This window comes from Lentilactobacillus dabitei (assembly GCF_019061365.1).
In the GTDB taxonomy this organism is placed as follows: domain Bacteria; phylum Bacillota; class Bacilli; order Lactobacillales; family Lactobacillaceae; genus Lentilactobacillus; species Lentilactobacillus dabitei.
Genome location: NZ_JAHPPD010000012.1, coordinates 1 through 23,305 on the forward strand (window position 1 = coordinate 1; position 23,305 = coordinate 23,305).

Genomic DNA, 23,305 nt, shown 5'->3' on the forward strand with positions numbered 1-23,305 from the left:
AAAAAGGCATTCGATTGTGTTATCTGAAGAATAACATGCTCGAATGCCTTTTTGAATACGTCCAATTATTTAGTGCTTACAGTTTTTTAGCTGGTTTGTAGTACGCTTCATGCGAATAGAAACTCGGTGAATCGCGATATTCTTTTGGAATAAATTCATGGGACCCGTTCTTCCATAATTCGAAGTCTGAATATGAGTTCCAGGTGCCTAGAATGACGCGTTGATTGATATCTTTATGGTAATTAAGCGAATAGATTGAATGCATACCATCCGGTAGTCCGTCACTGCGTAACTTGTTAATTCTGGCGTCAAAAACTTTTTGTTGATCAAAATTGAGATCCATTGCAGAGAAACTGACAAACCCATCCCATTTATCCGCACCAGTGTGGCTTAACACATCGTACAACACCGGTGATTGAAATACAGATGGCTTTCCAGAATAATCCAACATCATCAACTTGTCGTTTTGATTCAACGCTTGAAAAACATGCAAATCACGATCTGGGTGATTTGCCTTAATTTCAGACAGAATCTTGTTATTACCAAATGTAATCGCTATTTGTTCGTTCATAGACCCACCTCCTACATCTAAGAACATTATACTTTTTTTCACGAACTTAGCCAAACATTTACAATGTCGTTGACCGACATTATACTGAAAGAAAATGAGGAGGGTTATTTGTGAAATTAACTGTGTTAGGCTTTTTAGGTGGTTATCCTGCTAATGGAAATGGAACAAGCAGTTACCTGTTACAATCTGGTGACTTTAATCTATTGATAGATTGTGGGAGCGCAGCGCTGTTAAGCTTGGAAGAAGTATTAGATCCCATGAAACTAAATGCGGTCATTTTAACTCACTATCATCATGATCACACGGCCGACGTTGGGGTGCTTCAATACTACTGGCAATTGCATGACCCGCGATATACTGAAAAGGTACTCCCAATTTATGGCCATCAACTGGATAAACAAAATTTTGCAGGGCTTGATTGGCCAAACTCAACAAAAGGCATTGCTTATGATCCCGATCAATCATTGGAAGTCGGACCGTTTGAAATTACCTTCTGCAAGACCCACCACCCAGTGCCTGCATTTGCATTGAGGATTATTGAGAAATCAACCAACAAAGTGCTGGCTTTTACGGCAGACACAGCCTACTTTAAGGAACTCACAGGCTTTGTCGCTAATGCAGATCTGCTGATGACCGATACCAATTTCTTTGCTAATAAAACCGGTCGGAAGTGGCATATGACTTCCACAGAGTCCGGCCAACTTGCTAAAGATGCGCATGATCATCAATTATTGCTGACGCACTTACCTGCTACTGGAGATATGACCAAGCTAAAGGCTGAAGCGCAACACAATGCGGGTTCGATCCCCATTCTGGTTGCGAGTCGGCACTTGACAGTTGTCATCTAAATTTGACCAAAAAAAGGTCTTTATATGGTCATTCTGTGAATCTTATGACTTTTATAACATTCTTCTATATAATCAAGATACAGAAATGATTATTAGGAGGATGAAACTTATGACAGTCAATTTATTAACGACCCCAAGTTGCACATCTTGTAGAAAAGCAAAACAGTGGTTAATCGATCACGAGGTAGATTTTAGGGAACGAAATATCTTTGCTCAACCACTCTCTACGACAGAATTAAAACAAATTCTAATGTTGTCGGAACGGGGGACTGAAGGCCTAGTTTCAACCCGATCTTACGTATACGAACAATACAAAGACAAAATTAATTCTTTAACAATTGGTGAGCTGATCAAGCTTTTGGCAGCCCACCCCGAAATGATTAGAAGGCCAATCCTGATGGATGCCAAACGCTTAGAAATCGGGTTTAACGATGATGAGATTCGTCGCTTCTTACCACGAGAAGTTCGGAAGAATGACTTGGAGCGCCTCATTCGAAATGCGCTATAATGAAAATGTCTTAATTACTTGTTAATAACCATTTTTAGCCGTATTATTTACATGGACAGTATTCATGTTACAATGTTATTATTAATAACCCTAGGATATTGAAAGGGGTGGCTAAGATGGAAATGGAACGGATTAACGAGAATACAATTCGAGTATTAATTGGTAATGATGATCTTGATAAACGTGGGATTACCGTACTGGATTTACTCGGGAATCATAAACAGATTGAAAGCTTCTTCTACAGTATTCTTGAGGAAGTTGACAAAGATCATCAATTTCAGAATAATGATGCCGTCACTTTCCAAGTTCTTCCAAATCAAAATGGACTTGAGCTGTTCATCAGTAAGGATGTTGACATCTCTAACAATGAAATGATGTTGGATTCAAAGAGTGGTAACCAGGATAAGCGTGATCAGGTGTCCAAGTATATTGATGAACATCCAGACACCGGCAAACCACAACATGCAGGTGATAGCAAAACAAATGATGAATTTGGGCATCAAAAGAGAACTGTGATTCTTGAATTTGATGCATTAAACGACTTTATTGAGTTAGCGAAGGCGTTGAGACTGGAAAATGGGACGTCAGATTTGTACTTGTACCAAGATAAGTACTATTTGATCCTACAATTGTTCAGCAACGATCCAGTTGATATGGTTGTCAGTGATGAAGTTGCAATTGCGAACGAATATGGCAAAAAGACCACCATCACTGAAGATGTTTTGACTGAGTATGGTCAACAATTGATGGAAAATAGTGCGTTGGAATTGAGCAGATACTATTTTAAATGATTTTGAAATTCACTAAAGATTGGGACAAACGGCGATTTGATCCCAGCACTTAACGACTTATTCAGATGCCCATTCAAAAAGGCCGCCAAACTCAATTTCAATCAGAGGTTGGCGGCCGTTTATCATCTAATAGTTATTGGCGCGTTTTGTTAACGTTGTTGTGTAGTAAGTCTTTGGGGATGGGTGATCCTGAAAACCGGTCGTCTTTGAAACAATGTATAGTGGCCGCTTCCTGGATGCCTCGAAGATCCTGAATAGATAGGAACCAATCATTCCAAGCGAGAGTAACAGGATTCCGACCATTAAGAAAATTGAGAAGACTGCAAAGTGAGCGGTATCCATTTGGTTGAACAGGGCAAATCCCAAGTAGCCCAGGCTAAATAGAATCGAAAAAGTTCCCAGCCAATTTGCCAGCTGCAGGGGGACCGCCGAAAACGACGTGACTCCATCCATCGCCAGACGAATCATTTTGGTTAACGGGTACTTTGAATAGCCGGCAATTCGTTCTCGCCGCTCATATTCAACGTCTACTTGCTTGAAGCCAACCCAGCTGACCATCCCCCGAACAAACGGGTCGGTCTCGTTCATTCGACTGAGCTCGTGGACAACTTGACGATCCATTAATCGAAAGTCACCGGTATCTAACGGAATTTTGATGCTGGTGATTTTTTGTAACCCGCGATAGAACATTGCCGCGGTTACTTTTTGAACCAGCTTTCACCGTCCCGGAGCACCCGTTTACCATAGACGACATCATAGCCTTCATGCCACTTACTGATCATATCAACGATCACAGCGGGGGGGATCTTGTAAGTCGGCATCCATGACAACGACTGCGTCACCACTTGCGTAACGGATGCCAGCCGTGATGGCGAGTTGGTGGCCAAAATTTCTGGAAAATTGAACGAGTTTAATATTTGAGTGATATGCCTGCGAACTCGCAATTAACTTGGCACTCTGGTCGCTTGACCCGTCATCAATAAAAATCAATTCAAAGTTTTGTGGCTGATTGGCAGTGAAATTCTCCAAACTATCAATTGTGTTTTCAATGCCAGCTTCTTCATTAAAGACTGGGAGGACAATTGAAATTAATTCAGTTTCTTTATCCATTTGAGGACCTCCTTTGCAAATTATTTGTAGATTGTCGATAGATCGTATAGGACGCCGGTTGAGCCCATACCGCCCATTCCCATACCACCAGGTTGTTGAGCGTTACCTTGCTTAGTCTGGCGGGTTGGGGTGGTTGCCTTGCTCTTAGTTCCGGGCTTCTTAGTGGCGCTCATTCCAGCGCCCCGTTTGCCACCCGATGGCGGTGTCATGGCACCCCGCTTCTTGGTGCCGGTCGGTTTGGTCTTTCCATTAAAGCTTGGTTGCTTCTGACTGCCGGTTTGACTGCTTGAGGTTCCAACTGCCTGTGAGCTGGTATTTTGATACAAGCTGGTCTTGACCTTGGTTGCGTGTTTTTTAATCCAGTTAATAATCTCGGTATTTCCTGATTTGCCGGAATAATAGAAGTATTTGAGTTGGCCAGTTTTGACTAATTTTTTAAATTCTTTCAAGGTAATTGCCGGATCGGTTCCGTTAAATCCACCCATTGCCATGACGGCCTTACCCGTTTTGATGATATAAGGGGCGGCTGTCGTCGAATCGCTGGTGGCAAAGAGATATTTGGCATTGCCTTGATTCTTCTCCAAATAATTGAGCAATTTAGAGTTGACTTGGTTATTGCCCATGCCGCCACCCATTGCTGAACCGCCTTGACCAGATGTCAAAAGCGATGGGCCAGCAGTCGGAATCATGGCCGACTCAGCCGCAATTGTGGGTGTGAGCGACCACCAGGCCGGTGCCACCAAAATACCGAGTAGGCCACCAATGATCAATGGCTGGGTAATCGTTCGGTGAGGCAGGAGGACTAAGCCGGCAGAAATGCCAATGGCCACCGCCAGAATTAGCCAGGTGAGCCAAGGATAGTAACTGTAAACGTACCAGGATTGCAGGGCCGCGGTTGCAATAAGCGCGACCGGCAATAAATAAAATTGCCAACGGTTACGACGTCCTTGATTGAACAATTTGACCAAAGCTGTGACACCAATTCCAAATAACGCCGCAATTGGGGGGGTCAGCATAATCATGTAATAGGGGTGAAAGAAACTGGCAACGCTAAAGAAACCATAAACTGGAACGAGCCAGCCAGTCCACAAGATCAGCTGCTTTTGTTCGCGAGAGAGGGCATACCATTTGCGCTTACGATCACGGAAAAAGACAAGCCCACCAACCAAGCCAATAATGGCGAAGGGTAGTAACCAGCTGATTTGTGGTCCTAGTGATGACTGGAATAACCTGAACGGACCGATGGTGCCGATATCAAATGCACCACCGCCGCCACCGCCATTACCCATTTTTCCCGGGCCGCCTTTTTGATTTTGACCACCAGGCATGCCTTGAGCAGTTTTACCACCGACTTTTCCAGGGGCTTTTGCGTTGCCCTTCTTCATATTCGTCGGCAGCTTGCCGCCTTGGGGTCCGCCGCCTTTTTTAGTCTGCGTTTTACTGTTCATTCCGCCACCAAAGGTCCCACCAGTCCCAGTCGTCTGACCGAGTAAGCGTTCAGTCCCGTTATAGCCAAACGCCAATTCCATGAGAGAATTTGTTTCTGAACCACCGATGTAGGGACGCTTGCTGGCGGAGGTCATATCGGTTGATAAGGGCAGGGCCAACGTGAAAACGAGTAGTGAGATTGTGGCAAATGCGAGCTTGGTAACCTTCTTTTTCCAAGTTTCATTGGCTGCCAGCCAGTAAAATAAATACATCGCTGGTAGAATCATGAAAGCTTGGAGCATCTTAACGTTAAATGCGATGCCGATTAACGCAAAACTGGTGAGTAACGTTACCAACTTTTGGCTGGCAATTGCTTTTTCCAGCATGAGCAACGCTAGTAACAAGAAGAAGATCAAAATTGCGTCCATGTTATTTGTTCTGGAATCAGCGACCACGATCGGCGTGAGGGTCATAGCAAGTGCTGCTAAGCGGCCCGCTGATTTGCCGAAGTAGGGTTGAACCAGTCGATACATAAGATACACTGAACCAACGCCAAACAAAACCGATGGCAGAACGACACTCCAACCATGCACTCCGAAAATTTTGGCACTGATCGCCATAAACCATAAGGCGACGGGTGGCTTGTCAACGGTAATGTAACCTGCAGGATCGAAACTACCATACCAAAAGTTCTTGAAGCTTTCCGTCATACTCTTAATTGCCGCGGTGTAAAAGGCATTTGCTGAACCAGCTTTCCAAATCTGCCAGCCGTAAAGAAATAGCGCTAGGATTAGGATCAGCGTTAAGATCCAATCAATTTTGAAAGATCGTTTATTGGTCCGGATTTGGGCATTTTCAACCATTCTTTGATTAGCTGCCAAGGTGGTGGGCCTCCCTTAATTGTTTTTTATTGTTGAATACCCAAAATTTTGAAAGCAAAAAGTTTGTGGGAACGGTAATCATCAAGCTCACCAGTGGAATCAGTTGTGAGTTAATGATTGCTGAACTGCTGGCAATGTGCGCGATGCCAATACTGATTAACCAGGTAAACAGATAAGTGGCATAATATTTAATAACCACTAATTTAAGGTTGCTGTGGGTTTTAAATACCCATTTATTGTTCAGCGACAAGCCGATAAGCGATGTGATGCCGTAGCCAACGCCCATTGCAAAGGTGGCGTTTGTCGGTTGAAGCAGTAATAAATAAATGACATAGGTTAGGACTGTATTAAGCAGGCCAGTCAGCCCGAATTTGATAAATTGCTTTGTGCTTTTGATGTGATCAACCTCCTTTTTTTATTGATGTAGTGAGTTTATCGAAGCAAGCATAAATTAAGCTTAAAAATTGGGTTTCGATAAAATTTGGCTAATTTAGTTGACGGCTTTGTGAAAACTCGGTACTTTAAATAGAGTAGAAGGACAGCTCTGCTAGGCAGAAATTTCCCCAGAAGCACTTCAACCATAAATTTTAACCACGTGATTAGACTGATATTCCAGTTTTAATCCCGTGCCTACGCGTACTTACAAAAGGAGATACCATCCATGAAAGAACTTCATATTTTGATTGTTGAGGATGACGAAGAACTTGCCAAGAGCCTCCAATTATTTCTTAATGAAATTGCTCAAACAACTGTGTCTCATGATGGCTTCGAAGGTCAGATGCTCGGCCAAGAAGGCATTTATGACCTGGTTGTCCTAGACCTCATGCTGCCACAAGTTAATGGCTACGATATTTTAAAACACTGGCGAAACGAGGATCATCTAAGTATGCCAGTGCTGATTTTAACTGCTAAAGATACCTTGGACGACAAGGTGCATGGCTTTCAGTTGGGAGCCGATGATTATCTGACCAAGCCATTTCACCGAGAAGAATTGATTATGCGGGTCAAGGCTTTATTGAAGCGCAGCGGCCACCTTGGTAACGACAACCAGCTGACCGTTGGTCCATTTAAGGTCAACTTAAGTAACCGAATTGTGAGTGTCAACGATAAGCCACTGGAATTAAATGGCAAAGAATTTGATTTGTTGGTATACTTCATTCAAAATCCGGATACGATCATTACCAAAGATCAAATTTTTGACCGGTTGTGGGGATTTGAATCCGAAACAGCCATCTCGGTGGTCGAGGTTTATATGAGTAACTTACGAAAAAAGCTCAAGAAATCAGCCTCACTTTCACCAATCAAGACGTTACGAAACGTTGGTTATATGTTTGAAACGGAGGCCCTAGCGTGAAGAACAGCGATCCACAACAAAAGCAGCAGTTTTCCCTTTTTGTCAAGGAGCTGATTGGGTTTGCGTTGCTATTCATGGTGTTAGGATTAGTGGTTAACTTTTTCTTTCATCAGTCGATTTATAAAAACATCGACCACGGACTCATTACGCAAAAGCAGGTTGTCCTGAATAATAAAAAGCAGCCCAGCTTTCGAACCGACAATGGGAATACGGCACCTGGTGTGACCGCCCCTAATAATGGCGATACCCCATTTCGGACGAATATTTTAGTGTTTAATAAACGTGGGCAGATCATCAACGCTCAAATGCTGGGGAATCGAATTTACAATTTGTTTATCAATACTAAATTAGACAAGACTCAGATTAACAAGGTTCAAGAAGTCACGTTGATGTCAACGGATAACACCTTGCACTATTTTCGGTCGCTGTTGATTAAGGTTCCCAAATCCAATACCAATCCGATGTATGCCGGCAATTATGTCCTAATCTTGGAGAACATTGATACCGACTTACTAGCCATTAACAGCTTTAGGCGCTCGCTCTTAATTACCTTAACGTTGTTTTGGATATTGGCGATTGGCATTGCTTACTATCTTTCCAGATCAAGTATGAAGCCAATTGTTGAATCGTGGAAACGTCAACGTCAATTTAGTGCTAATGCTGCTCACGAACTGCGGACACCGCTGACGGTGATTCAAAATCAAATGGAATATATGCTGACGAAACCGAAGTCCCAAGTGGTTGATCAAGTAGATGCGATCTCGACTTCGCTTGATGAAGTGAGGCATTTGCAGACACTCACCAATCGTTTACTGATGTTGGCTCGTTCCGATGCCGGTCGAATTGAAATCAATATTCAAAGCGTGGATTTGCAACAATGGTTCGATCAGGTTCTGAAACCGTATAAGGATATTGCAGCCAGTCAGCACAAATCGTTGGATGAGACGCTTAGAGCATCCGGTCATGGCAACTTTGATGCAGATTTGATTCGGCAGTTATTGATCATTCTATTGGATAACGCCATCAAATATACCCCAAAAGGTGGCACAGTATCGGTTGCAACCAGCCGCGTCCGTGACAAGTTGACAATTGAAGTACGAGATACTGGCGTGGGAATTGCAGACGAAGACAAAAAGCGAATTTTCGAAAGATTTTATCGGTCTGATAAATCAAGAAATTCCAAGACTGGTGGAAACGGTTTGGGACTGGCGATTGCAAAATGGATCGTTAACCAGCACCATGGAACCATTACTGTGAAGGATAATCATCCCAAAGGGGCCGTGTTTGTCGCAACCATTAGTATGCGCAACCAGACGGCGACAACTCGAGCATAAGCATCCAGCTATGCCGATGTTCTCACAGTAGCGTGTAAACGGCTGATCCTGGAATTTAGTCAAAAAACAAGACTGGGAATAGGCGTTTTGATCCCAGAATTTAACGAAAAAGACCAATCATTCCTAATTTGGAATAGTTGGTCTTTTTTGTTAAATGGCCGGGATCAGCCGTTTGGCGCAGCTTTTATCCAAGTGGCTAGGGTGATCTAAATGAATGATCATCAATTGAAATTTAATAGATGTCTCGGCCTCGGTCATTTTCTGGGATCAAATCGCCTTTCGTCCCAATCTTATCGATTACTTTGCTTCAAATGCCACTTTTTCAATTTCCGGGAATAAGTCGTATAAATATTTCACCGGATCTTGGTCACCAATTTTGTTAGAATAAACCACTTGGGTGACGTTATCGTATGTCAACATTAATAGTTCTTCGCCATCTTCATCTCGGACCATGTAGTATCTGATCCCCAAGCGAATGGCATGAAAGATTAAACGTTGAGTGGCTACGGTTAGATTGGCCATGGCAGGTAACAGCGTGGGATTGTTCAGCCGCAAAGCTTTCCATTTCTTCGCGATGTTCACACCAAATGCCATTAAACTATGGTCCTTAATATGGGGCAGGAGCATTGCTGACGCCGTGAGTTCCGGGTGGGTAATCACTTCACTGAAATCATCCAATGCCTGTAATTGTTCAGAGTGGGCGTGCAAAGATTTGGCCATGGCAAGTAGCTCATCAAATATTTTGATGCCTTCAGCCATTTTGAAAGTTGGTTGGTCAGGCGCTTCCAGGGCAACTTGATTATTATCATCAAATGACTGGGCAAGATCTTGTTTCAGGTTAGTCGGGTCAACCGGCGTCACTAGCATATACATCAAGAAAAATTTGAGAAAATACATTGCATGGCGGCTGATACCGTTGGGCGTGAAGGGAGTATTGTCAAGGATCCGTAGTTCAAGGTAAGAAACACCTTTTGTCCGATAATCCTTTAAGTTGCCTTGCCCCCGAAAGCGAACCGGCCCGTAAAATTCCATCGGCGAGTATAGACGGCCATCATCAACGGCTTTGGTGATGGTATCAATGTAATGGTTGAGGCTGGAATACATGGTTGTGTCGACGTGATCTTCCGGATTATTCACATAGCCGTAAATGCTGTTTCGAATGCTCCGGACAGGGTGATCCACCAACGTTGGCACGACATCGTTTAGATAGCCTTTTTCGGTAATTGGGCTTGCTCCAAACAGGTATGTAATCAGCCAGCGATGAAGCACAATGTTTTGAGCTAATTGTAAATACAAAGCATTTTTAAATTCGACCAAACTTTTAAATTGGTCTTCGTAATGGGTGTAGAGACGATTGACGACGGGTTCCGAGATACTAAAATTAACGTGAACGCCTGTGACAATCTTGTGGGAAACCCCATATTTTTCTGTGAGATAATCACGATATTTTTGATAGGCTGGGCGGCCAAAGTGAGCTTTGATAAAATCAGTGTCCTCACTGGTCAAGGCAGGTGGCATACTTAATGGCCAAATGTATTCCTCATCGGCGATTGATCGATAAAGAACTGTTTGTAACGTGTCAAGTTGGTTGAGAACACCGCCGATATTGGGATTTGGATCGGTAATCAGTTCGTTCATTGATTCCGAGAAGTCGGACTGCAGGTAGGAATGGTACTTTCTGGACCCCAGATTGTCGGGGTAAGGCAGTTGGCTTAACTTTCCTTTGCTGTCAATTCGGTGTTCCTCAACTTCGACGCCAACCAAACTATGATAAAGTTGCTCGGCGACGCCCTCTTCTTTAATGTATGCGAGTAAATTTTTAAGCATCATTAGTCTCCCAACCAGATTAATTTACTCATAATTATAACCAAGTTTGACTCAAATGGTAGTGCTAGACACCAATTCGCTTAAATCTTCGCGATTTCGTAAACTTTTTCGAGATCTGCGACTTGCTTTCCGTATTTAAATTATAGAAGGTGATGAAATGATAGTAGCAATGAGTCATAATCAATTGGTGTCAGCAACTTCGGTTGGCAATTATGATCAAGGGGACTTTATCTGCCCGTGTTGCCGACAACCAGTGATTTATAAGCATGGACAATATCGAATTCCCCACTTTAGCCATAAATCCAAGCTAGACTGCGTTGGCTTTAGTGAGAATGAAAGTCAGACACATTTGAAAGGGAAGTTGATGTTTAAGCAGCAGGTCGAAGCAATAGGGCATCTGGTTGAAATTGAGGCAACCATGATGTCGATTGAACAGCGCGCAGATGTTTTTTTACCGAACGATCAATTAGTGCTCGAGTACCAATGCAGTCCAATTTCGTTTTCGGAAATCGCCCGGCGGACCCGGAATTACCGGTCCCTCGGCTATGATGTGATTTGGATTCTTGGCGATCGCCGGCGAACTGGAATATTACGTTCAGAGGCGGTTGCCAAGTTTGCCAGGTTCCACCCGCAATTAGGCTTTTACATCATATTTTATTCCGTTGCCAATAATCAGTTCTGGTTATATTTTCAGTTGCGTGAATTGGCAGGTAAAATTGTGAGTCAGGCCCGAAACTTTTCGACGCTGGCTGCAATTTTGAAATTCGTGCAGAGTTACCAACAACCGGCAACACCCGCAATTTCACTCAATAAGAATCGAACATCCCTGTTAAATCAATTGAAACGGATTCAACAAAGTATTGTGCTCAAAAACAATACTTACCGGGATATGGTGACAAAGTGTTATGAAAGTGGCCGAATATTTGTCGGCTGCCCGATGATTTGCCACAGCAAGCAGGGGATGGGGGTGCCACTTTTTAAGCGAACGATTCTCTGTTGGAAAGTGTGGCTGGTATTACAATTGTTTGAATCGGGGCAATCTGACGTCTCCAATGATCAGTTGAATGACCTATTTGTCCAGTCAGTAAAATTATTTGGCCGCCAAATGGCCCAAGTGGATAATTACGTCCGCTTTTTTCAAATTGAATTCACTAATTTTATTATTGCCTTACGGACACAAGGGTATGTCCGGCATACGATTGATGGGATTAAAATTGTCCGTCAGCCCGAATGGTTCTCTGGATATGACCAAAAACGGCGCTTTATCATGACGAGCGGCCATTTAATGTGATAACCTTGAAATAATCGAATGTTTAAAGGAGAGTGAAAGGATCACATGGCTAATACGCAAAAATTACCTCTCAGAAAAGATGTCCCAGAGAAATTAACTTGGGACTTAACCACTGTTTACAAAACGGATGCTGATTTTGAAAAAGTCTTTTCAGCCGTTCAAGACCAATTACCAGTGATTGCGCAACTTGCTGGAAGCCTTGAAAATGGTGCTGACGCGCTATTGAAGGCGACTAGTTTTTATCTGGATTTGAACCGAAAGTTGGAAAAGGTGTATGTCTATGCCCAGCTGAAAAATGATCAAGATACCAGTGAAACCAAATACCAAGCAATGTTTTCACGGGTTGAATCAATGGTCGCTAAATTTGGCGCAGCGGTTTCATGGTTCGATCCTGAATTATTGACGTTATCTGAAAGTACGATGAAACAGTATTATGATCAGGAACCAAAATTAATCGATTATAAGCGTTTATTTGACCAGACTTTTGAAAAACGTGGTCACATTTTGAGTAACGATGTGGAGAAAGTCCTCGCCGGTGCCAGCGATATTTTTTCGGCTGGTGAAAAAACGTTTGGCATTCTTGACAATACTGATTTGCCGTTCCCCGTTGTGACGGATGATAATGGCAATCAGGTTCAGTTATCCCAAGGCGTTTATGGCATTCTCTTGGAATCAACCAGTCAAGATGTTCGCAAGCAGGCCTTTAAAAAATTGTACGAGGTTTATGGTCAATTTCAGCACACGCTGGCTGCCAATGAAGTGTCAACCAACGTCTATCAAAATCTGATTGACGTGGTGAATAACCATTTGGACTTGCTGCATCGCTACATAGTGTTACGCAAACGGATTCTGGATTTAGATGACTTGCATATGTATGATCTGTATACCTCATTGGTGGGCAAGAAGTCACCCAAGTACACGTTTGACCGCTCCAAAGAGATTGCTTTGGATGCACTGCAGGTGATGGGACCGGATTATGTGAGCCATGTGAAGGAAGAATTTGATCATCGCTCGATTGATGTGGTTGAAAATCAGTTCAAACGATCTGGTGGTTATTCCTCTGGCACATACGATACCAACCCGTTCATTTTATTGAATTGGAAGGATAATCTGGATAATTTGTATACGTTGATTCATGAAACCGGCCATAGTATGCACAGTTACTATTCCGCTCACAATCAGCCTTACCAGTATGGGGACTATTCGATTTTTGTGGCTGAGATTGCCTCAACGACCAATGAAAATATTTTGACGGATTATTTGCTGGATCAATTTAAAGATGACCCGGAAATGAAGAAGATTGTCCTGAACTATTATCTTGATGGCTTCAAGGGAACGGTCTTTCGGCAGACCCAATTTGCGGAGTTTGAACAATATATTCACGAACAGGATGCCAAAGGCCAACCACTAACGGCTGACTTCATGGATAACTATTATCGGGACTTGGATCATAAATATTATGGGGATGCGGTTATTTCGGACGATGAAATCGGTTTGGAATGGTCACGGATTCCGCATTTCTATTACAACTTTTATGTTTATCAGTATGCGACAGGATTCGCGGCAGCTTCAACGTTAGCCGATGGCATCGTTCATGGCACCAAAGATAGCGTTGAAAAATATTTGAACTTCCTAAAATCTGGGAGTTCGGATATCCCAACCAACGTGATGAAGAAGGCAGGCGTGGATATGACGAAGCCAGATTATCTTGAACATGCGTTTGAAATTTTTGAGCAGAGATTGGATCAGTTTGAGAAGTTGACAATGAAATAAGGTGAGGTGTCATTAGCACCGCTTAGACGAAGCCGAAACAGCGATTACTCATAATAAAGGCCTACCGTCAGTCACTCAAAATGAGGATGACTGATGGTAGGCCTTTATGTAATTGCGGCAACTTGGTGGTCACTGCATCGTTATCTTAAGCTCACAAACTGCACGACCGTTGCATCCGAGTGCGCTGGTTTTGCAAGTTCTTCGAAGTGCTTTGCGGAGCTGATACTGCGGGAACAGAAATTATACAATGAATTATAGTCATAATCTTTAATTAAGAGACCATTGTTATCAACAGCCGAGTTAAACAGCACCGTACTTGATGGTGTCTTGACGGACATTTCGTTGGCCACTCGCTGATCGGAACGGAACATTTTCTCAGCTAAGCTTGAACGGCGGTCTTCGCGAAACATATCACAATCCAGACCATTTTTTTCCGCTAATTCTAAAGCCAAATCGTCACAATAGTCGGCTGAATTATCAAGAATCTCATGTTGGAGATCCATTAAAAATTCCCGACCGTAACGTTTGCCTTGAAATGAAGCAGCCTTGGTATCCAAAATCATTTTAAAAGGCAGATCGTGATCAAGCACGTTGGGATCATGTTTGGATGTCAGGTCGTGTAGAATCTTGAGGTTTAACATCGATAAGAATCTCACCGAGACATTTGATTTAAGCTGTTGCGAAATTTTATTGATTACTTTTTCGGCGTCATAACAATGTCGATTTAGCGGATCAATAAATAAATATATCTCTAACACAATATTGCCCTCCAGTTTTTAACCGACAATTTTAAGTAATATACTAATTATTTACTTAACTAAGAATACCAAATTTTCACGTAAAAACAACATATTTGCTCACAAAGACACGTTAGAATCTTTGGAAAGGGGGTGGAGTATGGTAAAATTAACTTCAGTTTGATTTTAACTGGATAAGGTGCTCACTCGAGCATGAATAGAATGGAAGTGTTAGCTTGGTTGAAAATTGGGATAATTTTTTGATACCTTACAAACAAGCTGTAGATGAGTTAAAAGTAAAACTGCGTGGAATTAGAGCGCAGTTCTTAAAAATTGATGGGCGCAGTCCAATTGAGTTTGTGACTGGGCGGGTTAAACCCGTTGATAGTATTAAAGAAAAAATGGTCAGACGCCATATTTCGGAGAATCGTTTGGAAGAAGATATGGAAGATATTGCTGGCCTGCGGATTATGTGCCAGTTTGTTGAAGATATCTATCAAGTTGTTGATTTGTTGAGAAAACGGACCGACATTAATATTCTAGAAGAACGTGACTATGTCCACAATAAAAAGCCAAGTGGTTATCGTTCTTACCACATCATTTTTGAATACCCGGTTCAGATGTTGTCAGGCGAAAAAGTGATTTTAGCTGAAATTCAAGTCAGAACTTTGGCGATGAACTTCTGGGCAACTGTCGAGCATTCACTGAATTACAAATACCAAGGCGAATTTCCAGATGACTTGAAAGTTCGTTTAAAGCGCTCCGCAGAGGCTGCGTTTAAATTGGATGAAGAGATGTCTGAAATTCGAGATGAGCTTCAAGAAACCAATAACAAGTCATCAGGCGGCAAATTGAGGAAGTCTTCAGATGAAAATAGCGATTTACAGTAATCTCGGAGAGTCGTCGAACAACGTGGCAACCTCCTTAAAACAAGAAATTGACCAGTCTCAGTCACTGAGTGTGGATGGCTTGAACCCCGAAATGGTGATTTCCGTTGGCGGGGATGGGACTTTATTGTCCGCCTTTCACCATTATCAAGATATCAGCGACCGGATCCGAATGGTCGGCATTCATACCGGGCATCTAGGTTTTTATACCGACTGGCGGGATTATGAAGTCAGCGAATTGGTTGATAGTTTGGAGCATGACAACGGTCAAAGTGTGACCTATCCGTTGCTTGATATTCGCGTGAATTACGTGACTGGCGGGCTTGCCGATGTCGGCTTGGCCTTGAATGAATCGACGCTTAAGCAGATTAACGGGACTATGGTGGCTGATCTCTATATTAAAAATCAATTGTTCGAGAGTTTTCGGGGGGATGGCCTGTGTGTTTCAACGCCCAGCGGCTCAACCGCTTATAATAAATCAGTCGGCGGAGCGATTATTAACCCACTCCTCAACGCCATTCAGGTGGCTGAAATTTCTTCGATCAATAACCGGGTCTTTCGAACATTGGGATCACCGCTGATTATTGCTCCTGATGAGTGGATTAAGGTTGTTTTGAAGTCTTCGGGCCAAACAATTTTGACATGTGATCATCAGGTGATTTCCACTGAACCGATTGCCTCAATCGAATACCGAATTTCCAAGCGGCGAATTGCGTTTGCTCAGTATCGGCACACCCAATTTTGGCGACGGGTCAGCAACTCCTTCATTGGTCGGGCAAAAGCCGATGACTGAGTTTACTTGGCAATATCAAGGGGATAGCCCAATTAAAGTTCGGACGTTCATCATGGGGTATGGGATTACGCGAACCTTACTCAAGAAGATCAAGTATCATGGCGGTCAAACTTTGGTTAATGGCCAAGCATCGCTGGTGAACCGAATGTTGGCCAAGAACGATGTGGTGACGGTTATTTTACCGCCAGAGCCTGAAAACGATCACGTCAACACCTCGCAGGTGCCGATCAGGATTGTCCATGAAGACCCTAATTTTCTCGTGGTTGATAAGCCGGCCGGCGTTGCTTCAGTCCCATCGCATGGTTATGTGCAAGATACGTTAGTGAACCGCGTGAAGGGTTATTACCAACGAAAAGGGTACGCCAACCAGAAAATTCACATTGTGACCCGCTTGGATAAAGACACCAGCGGCTTGGTGATTTTTGCCAAGCACCATTTTGCTCATTCGGTTTTAGATAAGCAGTTGAAAGATCGAACTATTCAGAAAGCTTATTTGGCAATTGCAGCTGGTAAAATTTCTCCCAACCATTTTGAAATTTACCTGCCAATTGGTCGTGATGAGGCCTCGTTTGTCAAACGACAAGTTGTCGACTCCGGTAAGATGTCGATTACTGAGGGATGGGTCGTGGATCGGATGCCCAAGCAAACTTTGGTCCGGCTTCAGTTGCACACGGGTAGAACCCATCAGATTCGGGTACACTTAGGTGCGCTAGGCCACCCATTAATTGGTGACTGGCTTTACAACCCAGATGATCATTCAATGGCTCGCCAAGCATTGCACTGCTACCACTTGGAATTTTATGATCCATTCAATGATCGCCAAATTAGTTGTACATCATCGCTTCCTGGTGATATGAAAAGTTTTATTACGTTAAATCGATTTTAATTACAAATAAAAAATTGAGCTTCCACCGTCATTTTGTTGAATCGTGAGGTGGGGGCTCTTAGTTTGCTGTTTGTGATATAATTAACTGGTTTAGGAGAGGGCCTTCGCGTGAAAAAAATCGAATTCGGAACACAATTTGTCACCCAAAATATCAACATCTTTCGCTGCCCAATTTGCGACCAACCATTCCAGCAGGTTGAAGGCACGACTTTGCAATGTCCAAATGGTCATGGCTTTGATATTTCTAAAAAGGGCACCCTGTATTTTCTCACACATCATTCCAATAATGAATACGATTCTGAGATGTTGACTGCCCGCAATCGGATCCTTCGAGCAGGGTTGTTTGACCCAATTATCAAAGCAATTTATGAGCGACTGGACAGCTCTCCTGAAACCATTTTAGACGTTGGCTGCGGGGAAGGGACCCCATTGGCTAAGCTGATGAAGTTACGTCAGGCTCAGGATGTGGCAGTTGGCTTTGACATCTCAAAAGATGGGATTAACTTAGCGACCCAACATGGGGCGGATGCATTTTTTTGTGTTGCAGATTTGGCTCACTTGCCGTTTAATGACGATGCCTTCAACATGGTGATCGACTTATTTTCACCCTCGGCGTACGATGAGTTTAATCGGGTAATCAAACCAGGTGGGCAATTGATTAAGATTATCCCCAACAGTCACTACCTTCATGAATTGCGGGAATTGCTATTTGGCGCGGATCAGCCCAACAGTTCATATTCGAATCAAAAAGTTTACGATCTCTTTTTCGAACATTATCCTGACGCCACCGTGCACCAGTTGCGTTATTCCTTTCAGATTCCAGCCGGGTTGCAGCGCTCACTGATGATCATGACCCCACTTCATTGGGGGAAAAATCAGAATACGGATGCAGCCCGATTAGTCGAAAATATGAAGTCAGTGACGGTTGATGTTTCAATTTTAACTCAGCAATTTAATTAATTTCGGAGGACAACATGACAAATCACATTGTATTATTTGAACCATTAATGCCGGCCAACACCGGTAATATTGCCCGGACCTGTGCAGGGACGGACACCGTTTTAGATTTAATTGAACCACTCGGGTTTAGCATTGATGACAAGCACCTGAAGCGAGCTGGATTGGATTACTGGAATAAAGTTCAAATCAATTATCACGAGAATTTACCGGCATTTTTGGCGACCGTCAAGGATCCTAAAAACCTGTTTTTGGTTTCTAAATTTGCAAACCAGGATTATACCGATCCTGATTATTCCGATTCCAGTCAAGATTATTACCTGTTGTTTGGCAAAGAAACCACGGGCCTACCGGAACCATTCATGCGTCAGAATCCTGAAAAGGCGATTCGCATCCCTCAAGATGATGACCATATTCGGGCACTTAATCTCTCAAACACCTGTGCCATCGTCATTTATGAAGTGTTGCGGCAACAAGAGTTTAATCACCTTGAACGGACTCACAAGTATGAACATGACAAGTTAAAATAAAGGCAAGCACCAGTCATTCTTGAAGAAGGGAGGAATGCCACGTATGGCGACAAAACGAACACGTCGGAAAACAACTCGCAAACCGCGAAAGACCAGTACCAAGCAGCAGGGCTTTTTAGCTAAGTATTCAAGCAATCTCTGTGGGGCGGTAATGGCAATTCTGGCATTGTTGGGCCTGTTTCATGCGGGAATTGTTGGTGTCTTGGTCATTAATTTGGTCCGGATCTTGATTGGCAGCTTGTATCCTGTTGGGCTCATTGGGATGATTGCTGCCGGATTTTGGCTGGCTGGCTTTTCGAAGTTACCAAAGATTAAGCCTCGATATTGGATCGGGACGATGCTGTTGGTCATTGGAATCTTGCTGTGGCTGACTTTGGTTGAATATATCCAAACGGCCCAGCCAGTTAATTTCATCACCGCCAACTGGGGAAAATTAACCGATGACATGGCTTCTGCTAATACTACTTCCAATATTGGCGGTGGTATCATCGCCACTTGCATTTTTGATGTTTGCCATATTCTTTTGGGCAAAATTGGAACTGGCATCATTGCGAGTTTGATTGCCCTTTCTGGTATCTTTGTTTTATTTGACATTTCGTTTGGTAAATTATTTGTTGGCCTGCATAAGGGACTGCTCGTTTGCAAGGACGCTGTTTCGACCGTGGCAGGTAAAGTAAGGGCAATGCAGGCCAAACCGGCTAAACAACAACCCGCTTCTACTGAACAAATGGATGTTAAGCCGACGGATGCCGAAAAGGGTCCGACTGAGTCTGATCAGGCTGAACTCAAAAAGTTCTCGACTTCTGCCATTACCATTTCTGGGATGCCGGTTTCAAAACAAACGATGCCTGATCCGGAAGGCCAATCCGCCAAAGTGCCTGAAAAGGATGAGGTTGAACCAAAGTCTGATACTGACTTGGTCGATGTTCAAGAGGATGATTCGTATAAGCTGCCAACAAAAGAGTTGCTGACAGAAATTCCCCAAGGCGATCAATCAAGTGAGCTTAAGTCAATTGATCATAATGCCAAGGTGCTCCAAAAGACTTTGGACAGTTTCGGTGTGAAAGCAGAAATTAAGCATGTTAGTTTAGGCCCGTCTGTCACCAAATATGAATTGCACCCAGACATCGGGGTTAAAGTGAGCCGTATTGTGAATTTATCGGATGATATTGCCTTGGCTCTGGCGGCCAAAGATATCCGAATTGAAGCCCCGATTCCCGGTAAGTCACTCATTGGAATTGAAGTGCCAAATAAGAAAATTGCCACAGTTTCCTTTCGGGACGTAGTCGAACACCAACCAGATAATCATGGGCATCTGCTGCAGGTACCACTTGGCAAGGACGTTAATGGGAATGTGATCACGGCTGATTTAACCAAGATGCCGCATTTACTGATTGCCGGTTCAACCGGAAGTGGGAAATCCGTTGCGATTAACGGGATTATCACAAGCATTTTGCTCAATGCCAAGCCCAGTCAGGTAAAATTGATGCTGATTGATCCCAAAAAAGTTGAATTGGGTGTTTATAATGGCATCCCGCACTTGCTGAGCCCAGTGGTTTCTGAACCTAAGAAAGCGGCCAGAGCGCTTCAAAAAGTTGTTTCTGAAATGGAAAATCGTTACGAGTTGTTCGCAAAATTTGGGCAACGAAAAATCAGCACCTATAACGATTTTGTGGCCAAAAACAATCAAGAGAATGACACTAAAATTCAACCAATGCCTTATATCGTGGTAATTGTGGATGAATTAGCCGACTTGATGATGACCGTTTCAAACGATGTTGAAGCGGCAATTATCCGTTTGGCTCAAATGGGCCGAGCTGCTGGAATCCATATGATTTTAGCAACTCAACGACCATCCGTTGATGTAATTACCGGCTTGATCAAAGCGAATGTGCCGTCAAGAATTGCGTTTGCGGTATCAAGCGGGATCGATTCACGGACAATCATCGACACGAACGGGGCTGAGAAACTGCTGGGACGTGGCGATATGCTATTCTTACCAATCGACTCAAATACGCCGATTCGCGTTCAGGGGGCCTTTATTCCTGATCAGGATGTTGCTAAAGTGGTTAAGTTCATTACTGACCAACAATCAGCGGATTATGATGAATCGATGATGGTTAGCGATGAGGAGATTAAGCAAGAAGATCAGGCCGATTCGGAAGATGAATTATTCCAAGATGCTTTGGATTTTGTGGTTGACCAGCAAAAAGCCAGCACGTCATTATTGCAACGGCACTTTAGAATTGGATATAACCGGGCTGCAAGGTTAATCGATGATTTGCAAAACAAGGGCTATATTGGTCCCCAAGATGGGTCACGGCCGCGGCAGGTTTATAAAGAGAAGCAGTCTTAGCTTGAGACAGAAAAAAGGCTGGGACAAATTTAATTGTCTCCAGCCTGCGGCCTTATTCGACTGTTAAAACGGGCCCTGAAAAGCCATCATCTGGGAATCTGCCTCTCTAAACACACGCCAAAATCAGGAGTGGCTTGGAAAAGTTCAACTCGCTAATGGGTTCAGGGCTTTTGGACCAGTACCGTTCTATACAAATGTCATGATTGCCGAAATAACCAGTGAACCAATCGTTGCGATAATCATAATCCAAACAAAAACTAATGTAATCTTTTGAAATCGAGTTCTCTTTTTACGCGCCAATATTTGCACCACTTTCTCAATATATTCCATAAACAGTTTAACTATCATTATGATTCAATGCAATACGTTTTGTCAAAGTCAGGAGGGTTGGACCATGCACTTGTATCCGTGGATGACTGCTATCATCACGTTTCTGCTTCAATTTGTCATCTTAATTTTGATTGCCGGTTTTATTCGGGCACTGAAGAAAAGCGCCCCCTTTAAATCCCATATCAAAATTGCCCCACTGGATCTTTGGCCGCCTGTATTATTAGTTTTCATTCATCAGATAAGCCGAAACAGCCTTGCGGAATCCTATATTCCAGAAGTGGTCATCGTCTGGCTCAGCCTGTGCTTAATGATACTGTTATGGAAGATCTTTACTGATGAGACGTTAACTTACAAAAAATTCTTTGTCTTTTTCTGGCGATTTAGTGATTTGCTTTTATTTTTGTGTTGGATTGTGGTGGGATTCTATATTATCATCGAAAAATTTTAACTTAATTTTTAAAATCATTTTTATCGGGATGAACAACGGCTTTTCGAAGCGGTTGTTCTTTTTTTGACTAAAAATGGGGAAAAGTCTTCATCTGTCATAATCTTTGATGGATCAAGGAATTGAGCCCCTAATTGAAAGCATTAAATCACTACATAACATTATTTTTACAAAAATAGAGGGCTTGTGGTTGATAGTGGGGAATTGTGGTAGAATGTGATTGCGAGTTGAAAAAAGGGGGATAATTCTATGTTCATGGGCGAATATCAACATAATATTGACGCCAAAGGACGAATTATTATCCCCGCAAAATTTCGTCAAGACCTCGGTGACAAATTTGTTGTGACCCGAGGGATGGACGGATGCCTATTTGGTTATCCAATGGTTGAATGGGAAAAGATTCAGGATAAAATCGACAATCTGCCAGTCAACAAGAAGGATGCCCGATACTTTACCAGGTTTTTCTTCTCGGCGGCAGTTGAGTGCGAATTTGATAAACAGGGGCGAATCAATATTCCCAATGTATTAAGGGAATACGCCCAGATTGAGAAAAAATGTGTGGTCGTCGGCGTTTCAAATCGGTTTGAAATTTGGAGTGATGACCGCTGGAACGATTTCAGTAGCGATGCTGAAAAGAACTTTAATGAAATTGCGGAAAATATGATTGATTTTTAACAAGCATCATAAACTAATAGCGAATGAGGGGGTGGCCTGATGCCAAAATTTGAACATGTAACCGTTTTACTTAATGAAGCGGTCGCGGGTTTGAACATTAATCCGGCCGGTACATATGTTGATGCAACACTGGGTGGTGGAGGCCATTCCACCAAAATATTAGAACAACTCACAAGTGGGCATCTTTACGCTTTTGATCAGGACGAAGAAGCGATTGCCTACAATGAAAAGCACCTTAAGAAATTTATTGCTGCCAACAAATTAACATTAGTTCATGATAATTTCAGGCATTTGACTGCCGCCCTCCAAGAACTCGGAGTCACAGAAATTGACGGCATTGTGTACGACCTAGGGGTTTCCTCACCGCAATTTGATGAAGCTGGTCGCGGCTTTAGTTACCGATTCAATGCCCGGCTGGATATGCGGATGGATCAAAACAATCCAGTGGATGCGTGGAAAGTCGTGAACGAATGGCCATATGAAAAATTAGTTCGGATATTTTATCGCTACGGCGAAGAACGGTTTTCAAAACAAATTGCCAGACTGATTGAAGAAAGACGAGAGAGCCAGCCGATTGATACGACGGACGACTTGGTCGAAGTGATCAAGGAGGCAATCCCCGCTGCAGCTCGTCGCCATGGCGGCCATCCAGCCAAGAAAGTCTTTCAAGCAATTCGGATCGCGGTGAACGATGAACTGTCTGCGTTGGAAGATTCGTTGGAACAGGCAATTGATCTGCTGGCTGTTGGTGGCCGAATTAGTGTGATTACCTTCCAATCATTAGAGGACCGGCTGGTTAAGACCATGTTTCGGGAGAAGACATCCTTGCCTGAATTACCGCCGAACTTACCGATTATTCCAGAAGGTATTAAGCCCAAATATAAAAGCATTACGCGAAAGCCAATTATCCCAAGTGAGTCTGAGCTAGAAGAGAATCACCGTTCTCACAGTGCAAAATTAAGGATAATTGAGCGAATCAAAAAATAAACTAAA

At 43.1% G+C, this 23,305-nt stretch carries 22 protein-coding genes and 1 pseudogene; 16 read left to right on the forward strand and 7 right to left on the reverse strand.

Going from position 1 to position 23,305, the window contains the following annotated elements; genetic code table 11:
* Positions 1–76: 76 nt before the first annotated feature.
* Positions 77–571 carry a monooxygenase gene (locus KTE19_RS03120; RefSeq protein ID WP_217341609.1) on the reverse strand — a complete coding sequence of 165 codons (495 nt, stop codon included), beginning with the start codon at positions 569–571 and terminating at the stop codon, positions 77–79.
* A gap of 110 nt (positions 572–681) precedes the next feature.
* Here KTE19_RS03120 and KTE19_RS03125 point away from each other — a divergent pair, with 110 nt between their 5' ends.
* The 3 genes from KTE19_RS03125 (at position 682) to KTE19_RS03135 (ending at position 2,718) form a co-directional block, all read left to right on the forward strand.
* Positions 682–1,419, forward strand: a complete 738-nt coding sequence (locus KTE19_RS03125; RefSeq protein ID WP_217341610.1) for an MBL fold metallo-hydrolase — start codon at positions 682–684, stop codon at positions 1,417–1,419.
* A gap of 109 nt (positions 1,420–1,528) precedes the next feature.
* Positions 1,529–1,927 carry a transcriptional regulator Spx gene (gene spx / locus KTE19_RS03130; RefSeq protein WP_217341611.1) on the forward strand — a complete coding sequence of 133 codons (399 nt, stop codon included), beginning with the start codon at positions 1,529–1,531 and terminating at the stop codon, positions 1,925–1,927.
* Between the two features lie 116 nt (positions 1,928–2,043).
* Positions 2,044–2,718 (forward strand): adaptor protein MecA, encoded by a 675-nt coding sequence (locus tag KTE19_RS03135; protein WP_217164263.1) that lies wholly within the window; start codon positions 2,044–2,046, stop codon positions 2,716–2,718.
* Positions 2,719–2,844: 126 nt separating this feature from the next.
* Here the strand turns inward: KTE19_RS03135 and KTE19_RS03140 are convergent.
* The 3 genes and pseudogenes from KTE19_RS03140 to KTE19_RS03150 form a co-directional block, all read right to left on the reverse strand.
* A pseudogene (locus KTE19_RS03140) lies at positions 2,845–3,828 on the reverse strand (glycosyltransferase family 2 protein).
* Positions 3,829–3,848: 20 nt separating this feature from the next.
* The gene (locus KTE19_RS03145; protein ID WP_217341622.1) at positions 3,849–6,119 is read right to left on the reverse strand and encodes a glycosyltransferase family 39 protein; all 2,271 of its coding nucleotides are present in this window, start codon (positions 6,117–6,119) and stop codon (positions 3,849–3,851) included.
* Positions 6,120–6,126: 7 nt separating this feature from the next.
* Positions 6,127–6,534 (reverse strand): GtrA family protein, encoded by a 408-nt coding sequence (locus KTE19_RS03150; protein WP_217341623.1) that lies wholly within the window; start codon positions 6,532–6,534, stop codon positions 6,127–6,129.
* A gap of 264 nt (positions 6,535–6,798) precedes the next feature.
* Between KTE19_RS03150 and KTE19_RS03155 the strand changes: the two genes are divergently transcribed.
* Positions 6,799–7,491, forward strand: a complete 693-nt coding sequence (locus KTE19_RS03155; RefSeq protein WP_217341612.1) for a response regulator transcription factor — start codon at positions 6,799–6,801, stop codon at positions 7,489–7,491.
* The gene (locus tag KTE19_RS03160) at positions 7,488–8,825 is read left to right on the forward strand and encodes a sensor histidine kinase (RefSeq protein WP_217164257.1); all 1,338 of its coding nucleotides are present in this window, start codon (positions 7,488–7,490) and stop codon (positions 8,823–8,825) included. The genes KTE19_RS03155 and KTE19_RS03160 overlap by 4 nt, the downstream gene beginning before the upstream one ends.
* 297 nt (positions 8,826–9,122) lie before the next feature.
* Here the strand turns inward: KTE19_RS03160 and KTE19_RS03165 are convergent, their stop codons facing one another.
* Positions 9,123–10,652, reverse strand: a complete 1,530-nt coding sequence (locus tag KTE19_RS03165) for a gamma-glutamylcysteine synthetase (RefSeq protein WP_217164255.1) — start codon at positions 10,650–10,652, stop codon at positions 9,123–9,125.
* A gap of 157 nt (positions 10,653–10,809) precedes the next feature.
* Here KTE19_RS03165 and KTE19_RS03170 point away from each other — a divergent pair, with 157 nt between their 5' ends.
* Both KTE19_RS03170 and KTE19_RS03175 read left to right on the forward strand, forming a co-directional pair.
* Entirely contained in the window at positions 10,810–11,943 is a 1,134-nt protein-coding gene (locus tag KTE19_RS03170; RefSeq protein ID WP_217164253.1) for a competence protein CoiA, read from the forward strand.
* A gap of 45 nt (positions 11,944–11,988) precedes the next feature.
* Positions 11,989–13,716 carry a M3 family oligoendopeptidase gene (locus KTE19_RS03175; protein WP_217341613.1) on the forward strand — a complete coding sequence of 576 codons (1,728 nt, stop codon included), beginning with the start codon at positions 11,989–11,991 and terminating at the stop codon, positions 13,714–13,716.
* Between the two features lie 140 nt (positions 13,717–13,856).
* Here KTE19_RS03175 and KTE19_RS03180 read toward each other — a convergent pair whose 3' ends face one another.
* Positions 13,857–14,474, reverse strand: a complete 618-nt coding sequence (locus KTE19_RS03180) for a DsbA family protein (RefSeq protein WP_289427053.1) — start codon at positions 14,472–14,474, stop codon at positions 13,857–13,859.
* 215 nt (positions 14,475–14,689) lie between these two features.
* On the opposite strand from KTE19_RS03180, the gene yjbM reads away from it, so the two are divergent.
* From yjbM to KTE19_RS03210, 6 genes are all read left to right on the forward strand, one after another.
* Complete coding sequence (gene yjbM / locus KTE19_RS03185) at positions 14,690–15,343, forward strand: GTP diphosphokinase (RefSeq protein ID WP_056980985.1); 654 nt, start codon at positions 14,690–14,692, stop codon at positions 15,341–15,343.
* Entirely contained in the window at positions 15,321–16,133 is an 813-nt protein-coding gene (locus KTE19_RS03190) for an NAD kinase (protein ID WP_056980987.1), read from the forward strand. The genes yjbM and KTE19_RS03190 overlap by 23 nt, the downstream gene beginning before the upstream one ends.
* The gene (locus tag KTE19_RS03195) at positions 16,126–17,019 is read left to right on the forward strand and encodes an RluA family pseudouridine synthase (RefSeq protein WP_217341614.1); all 894 of its coding nucleotides are present in this window, start codon (positions 16,126–16,128) and stop codon (positions 17,017–17,019) included. The genes KTE19_RS03190 and KTE19_RS03195 overlap by 8 nt, the downstream gene beginning before the upstream one ends.
* Before the next feature lie 108 nt (positions 17,020–17,127).
* On the forward strand, positions 17,128–17,979 hold the full coding sequence (locus tag KTE19_RS03200; RefSeq protein ID WP_217341615.1) for a methyltransferase domain-containing protein: 852 nt from the start codon (positions 17,128–17,130) through the stop codon (positions 17,977–17,979).
* Between the two features lie 14 nt (positions 17,980–17,993).
* Positions 17,994–18,506, forward strand: coding sequence for a tRNA (cytidine(34)-2'-O)-methyltransferase (locus KTE19_RS03205; RefSeq protein WP_217164246.1), 513 nt, complete (start codon positions 17,994–17,996; stop codon positions 18,504–18,506).
* A 43-nt stretch (positions 18,507–18,549) separates the two neighbouring features.
* A complete protein-coding gene (locus KTE19_RS03210; protein ID WP_217341616.1) occupies positions 18,550–20,862 on the forward strand; it encodes a DNA translocase FtsK in 2,313 nt (770 codons plus the stop codon).
* 186 nt (positions 20,863–21,048) lie between these two features.
* Here KTE19_RS03210 and KTE19_RS03215 read toward each other — a convergent pair whose 3' ends face one another.
* Complete coding sequence (locus tag KTE19_RS03215; protein WP_225427281.1) at positions 21,049–21,192, reverse strand: DUF4044 domain-containing protein; 144 nt, start codon at positions 21,190–21,192, stop codon at positions 21,049–21,051.
* 64 nt (positions 21,193–21,256) lie between these two features.
* Here KTE19_RS03215 and KTE19_RS03220 point away from each other — a divergent pair, with 64 nt between their 5' ends.
* The 3 genes from KTE19_RS03220 (at position 21,257) to rsmH (ending at position 23,299) form a co-directional block, all read left to right on the forward strand.
* Positions 21,257–21,640, forward strand: a complete 384-nt coding sequence (locus KTE19_RS03220; protein WP_217164243.1) for a DUF3397 family protein — start codon at positions 21,257–21,259, stop codon at positions 21,638–21,640.
* A 246-nt stretch (positions 21,641–21,886) separates the two neighbouring features.
* Positions 21,887–22,312 (forward strand): division/cell wall cluster transcriptional repressor MraZ, encoded by a 426-nt coding sequence (gene mraZ / locus KTE19_RS03225; RefSeq protein ID WP_217161701.1) that lies wholly within the window; start codon positions 21,887–21,889, stop codon positions 22,310–22,312.
* Positions 22,313–22,351: 39 nt separating this feature from the next.
* Complete coding sequence (gene rsmH / locus KTE19_RS03230; RefSeq protein WP_217341617.1) at positions 22,352–23,299, forward strand: 16S rRNA (cytosine(1402)-N(4))-methyltransferase RsmH; 948 nt, start codon at positions 22,352–22,354, stop codon at positions 23,297–23,299.
* Positions 23,300–23,305 lie beyond the last annotated feature (6 nt).

What these genes read in the sequence shown, in the direction of transcription:
- KTE19_RS03120 (WP_217341609.1), bottom strand. Translation starts at nt 571, where the DNA reads ATGAACGAACAAATAGCGATTACATTTGGTAATAACAAGATTCTGTCT.
- spx (WP_217341611.1), top strand. Translation starts at nt 1,529, where the DNA reads ATGACAGTCAATTTATTAACGACCCCAAGTTGCACATCTTGTAGAAAA.
- KTE19_RS03135 (WP_217164263.1), top strand. Translation starts at nt 2,044, where the DNA reads ATGGAAATGGAACGGATTAACGAGAATACAATTCGAGTATTAATTGGT.
- KTE19_RS03145 (WP_217341622.1), bottom strand. Translation starts at nt 6,119, where the DNA reads ATGGTTGAAAATGCCCAAATCCGGACCAATAAACGATCTTTCAAAATT.
- KTE19_RS03155 (WP_217341612.1), top strand. Translation starts at nt 6,799, where the DNA reads ATGAAAGAACTTCATATTTTGATTGTTGAGGATGACGAAGAACTTGCC.
- KTE19_RS03165 (WP_217164255.1), bottom strand. Translation starts at nt 10,652, where the DNA reads ATGCTTAAAAATTTACTCGCATACATTAAAGAAGAGGGCGTCGCCGAG.
- KTE19_RS03170 (WP_217164253.1), top strand. Translation starts at nt 10,810, where the DNA reads ATGATAGTAGCAATGAGTCATAATCAATTGGTGTCAGCAACTTCGGTT.
- KTE19_RS03175 (WP_217341613.1), top strand. Translation starts at nt 11,989, where the DNA reads ATGGCTAATACGCAAAAATTACCTCTCAGAAAAGATGTCCCAGAGAAA.
- KTE19_RS03190 (WP_056980987.1), top strand. Translation starts at nt 15,321, where the DNA reads ATGAAAATAGCGATTTACAGTAATCTCGGAGAGTCGTCGAACAACGTG.
- KTE19_RS03195 (WP_217341614.1), top strand. Translation starts at nt 16,126, where the DNA reads ATGACTGAGTTTACTTGGCAATATCAAGGGGATAGCCCAATTAAAGTT.
- KTE19_RS03205 (WP_217164246.1), top strand. Translation starts at nt 17,994, where the DNA reads ATGACAAATCACATTGTATTATTTGAACCATTAATGCCGGCCAACACC.
- KTE19_RS03210 (WP_217341616.1), top strand. Translation starts at nt 18,550, where the DNA reads ATGGCGACAAAACGAACACGTCGGAAAACAACTCGCAAACCGCGAAAG.
- KTE19_RS03215 (WP_225427281.1), bottom strand. Translation starts at nt 21,192, where the DNA reads ATGGAATATATTGAGAAAGTGGTGCAAATATTGGCGCGTAAAAAGAGA.
- KTE19_RS03220 (WP_217164243.1), top strand. Translation starts at nt 21,257, where the DNA reads ATGCACTTGTATCCGTGGATGACTGCTATCATCACGTTTCTGCTTCAA.
- mraZ (WP_217161701.1), top strand. Translation starts at nt 21,887, where the DNA reads ATGTTCATGGGCGAATATCAACATAATATTGACGCCAAAGGACGAATT.
- rsmH (WP_217341617.1), top strand. Translation starts at nt 22,352, where the DNA reads ATGCCAAAATTTGAACATGTAACCGTTTTACTTAATGAAGCGGTCGCG.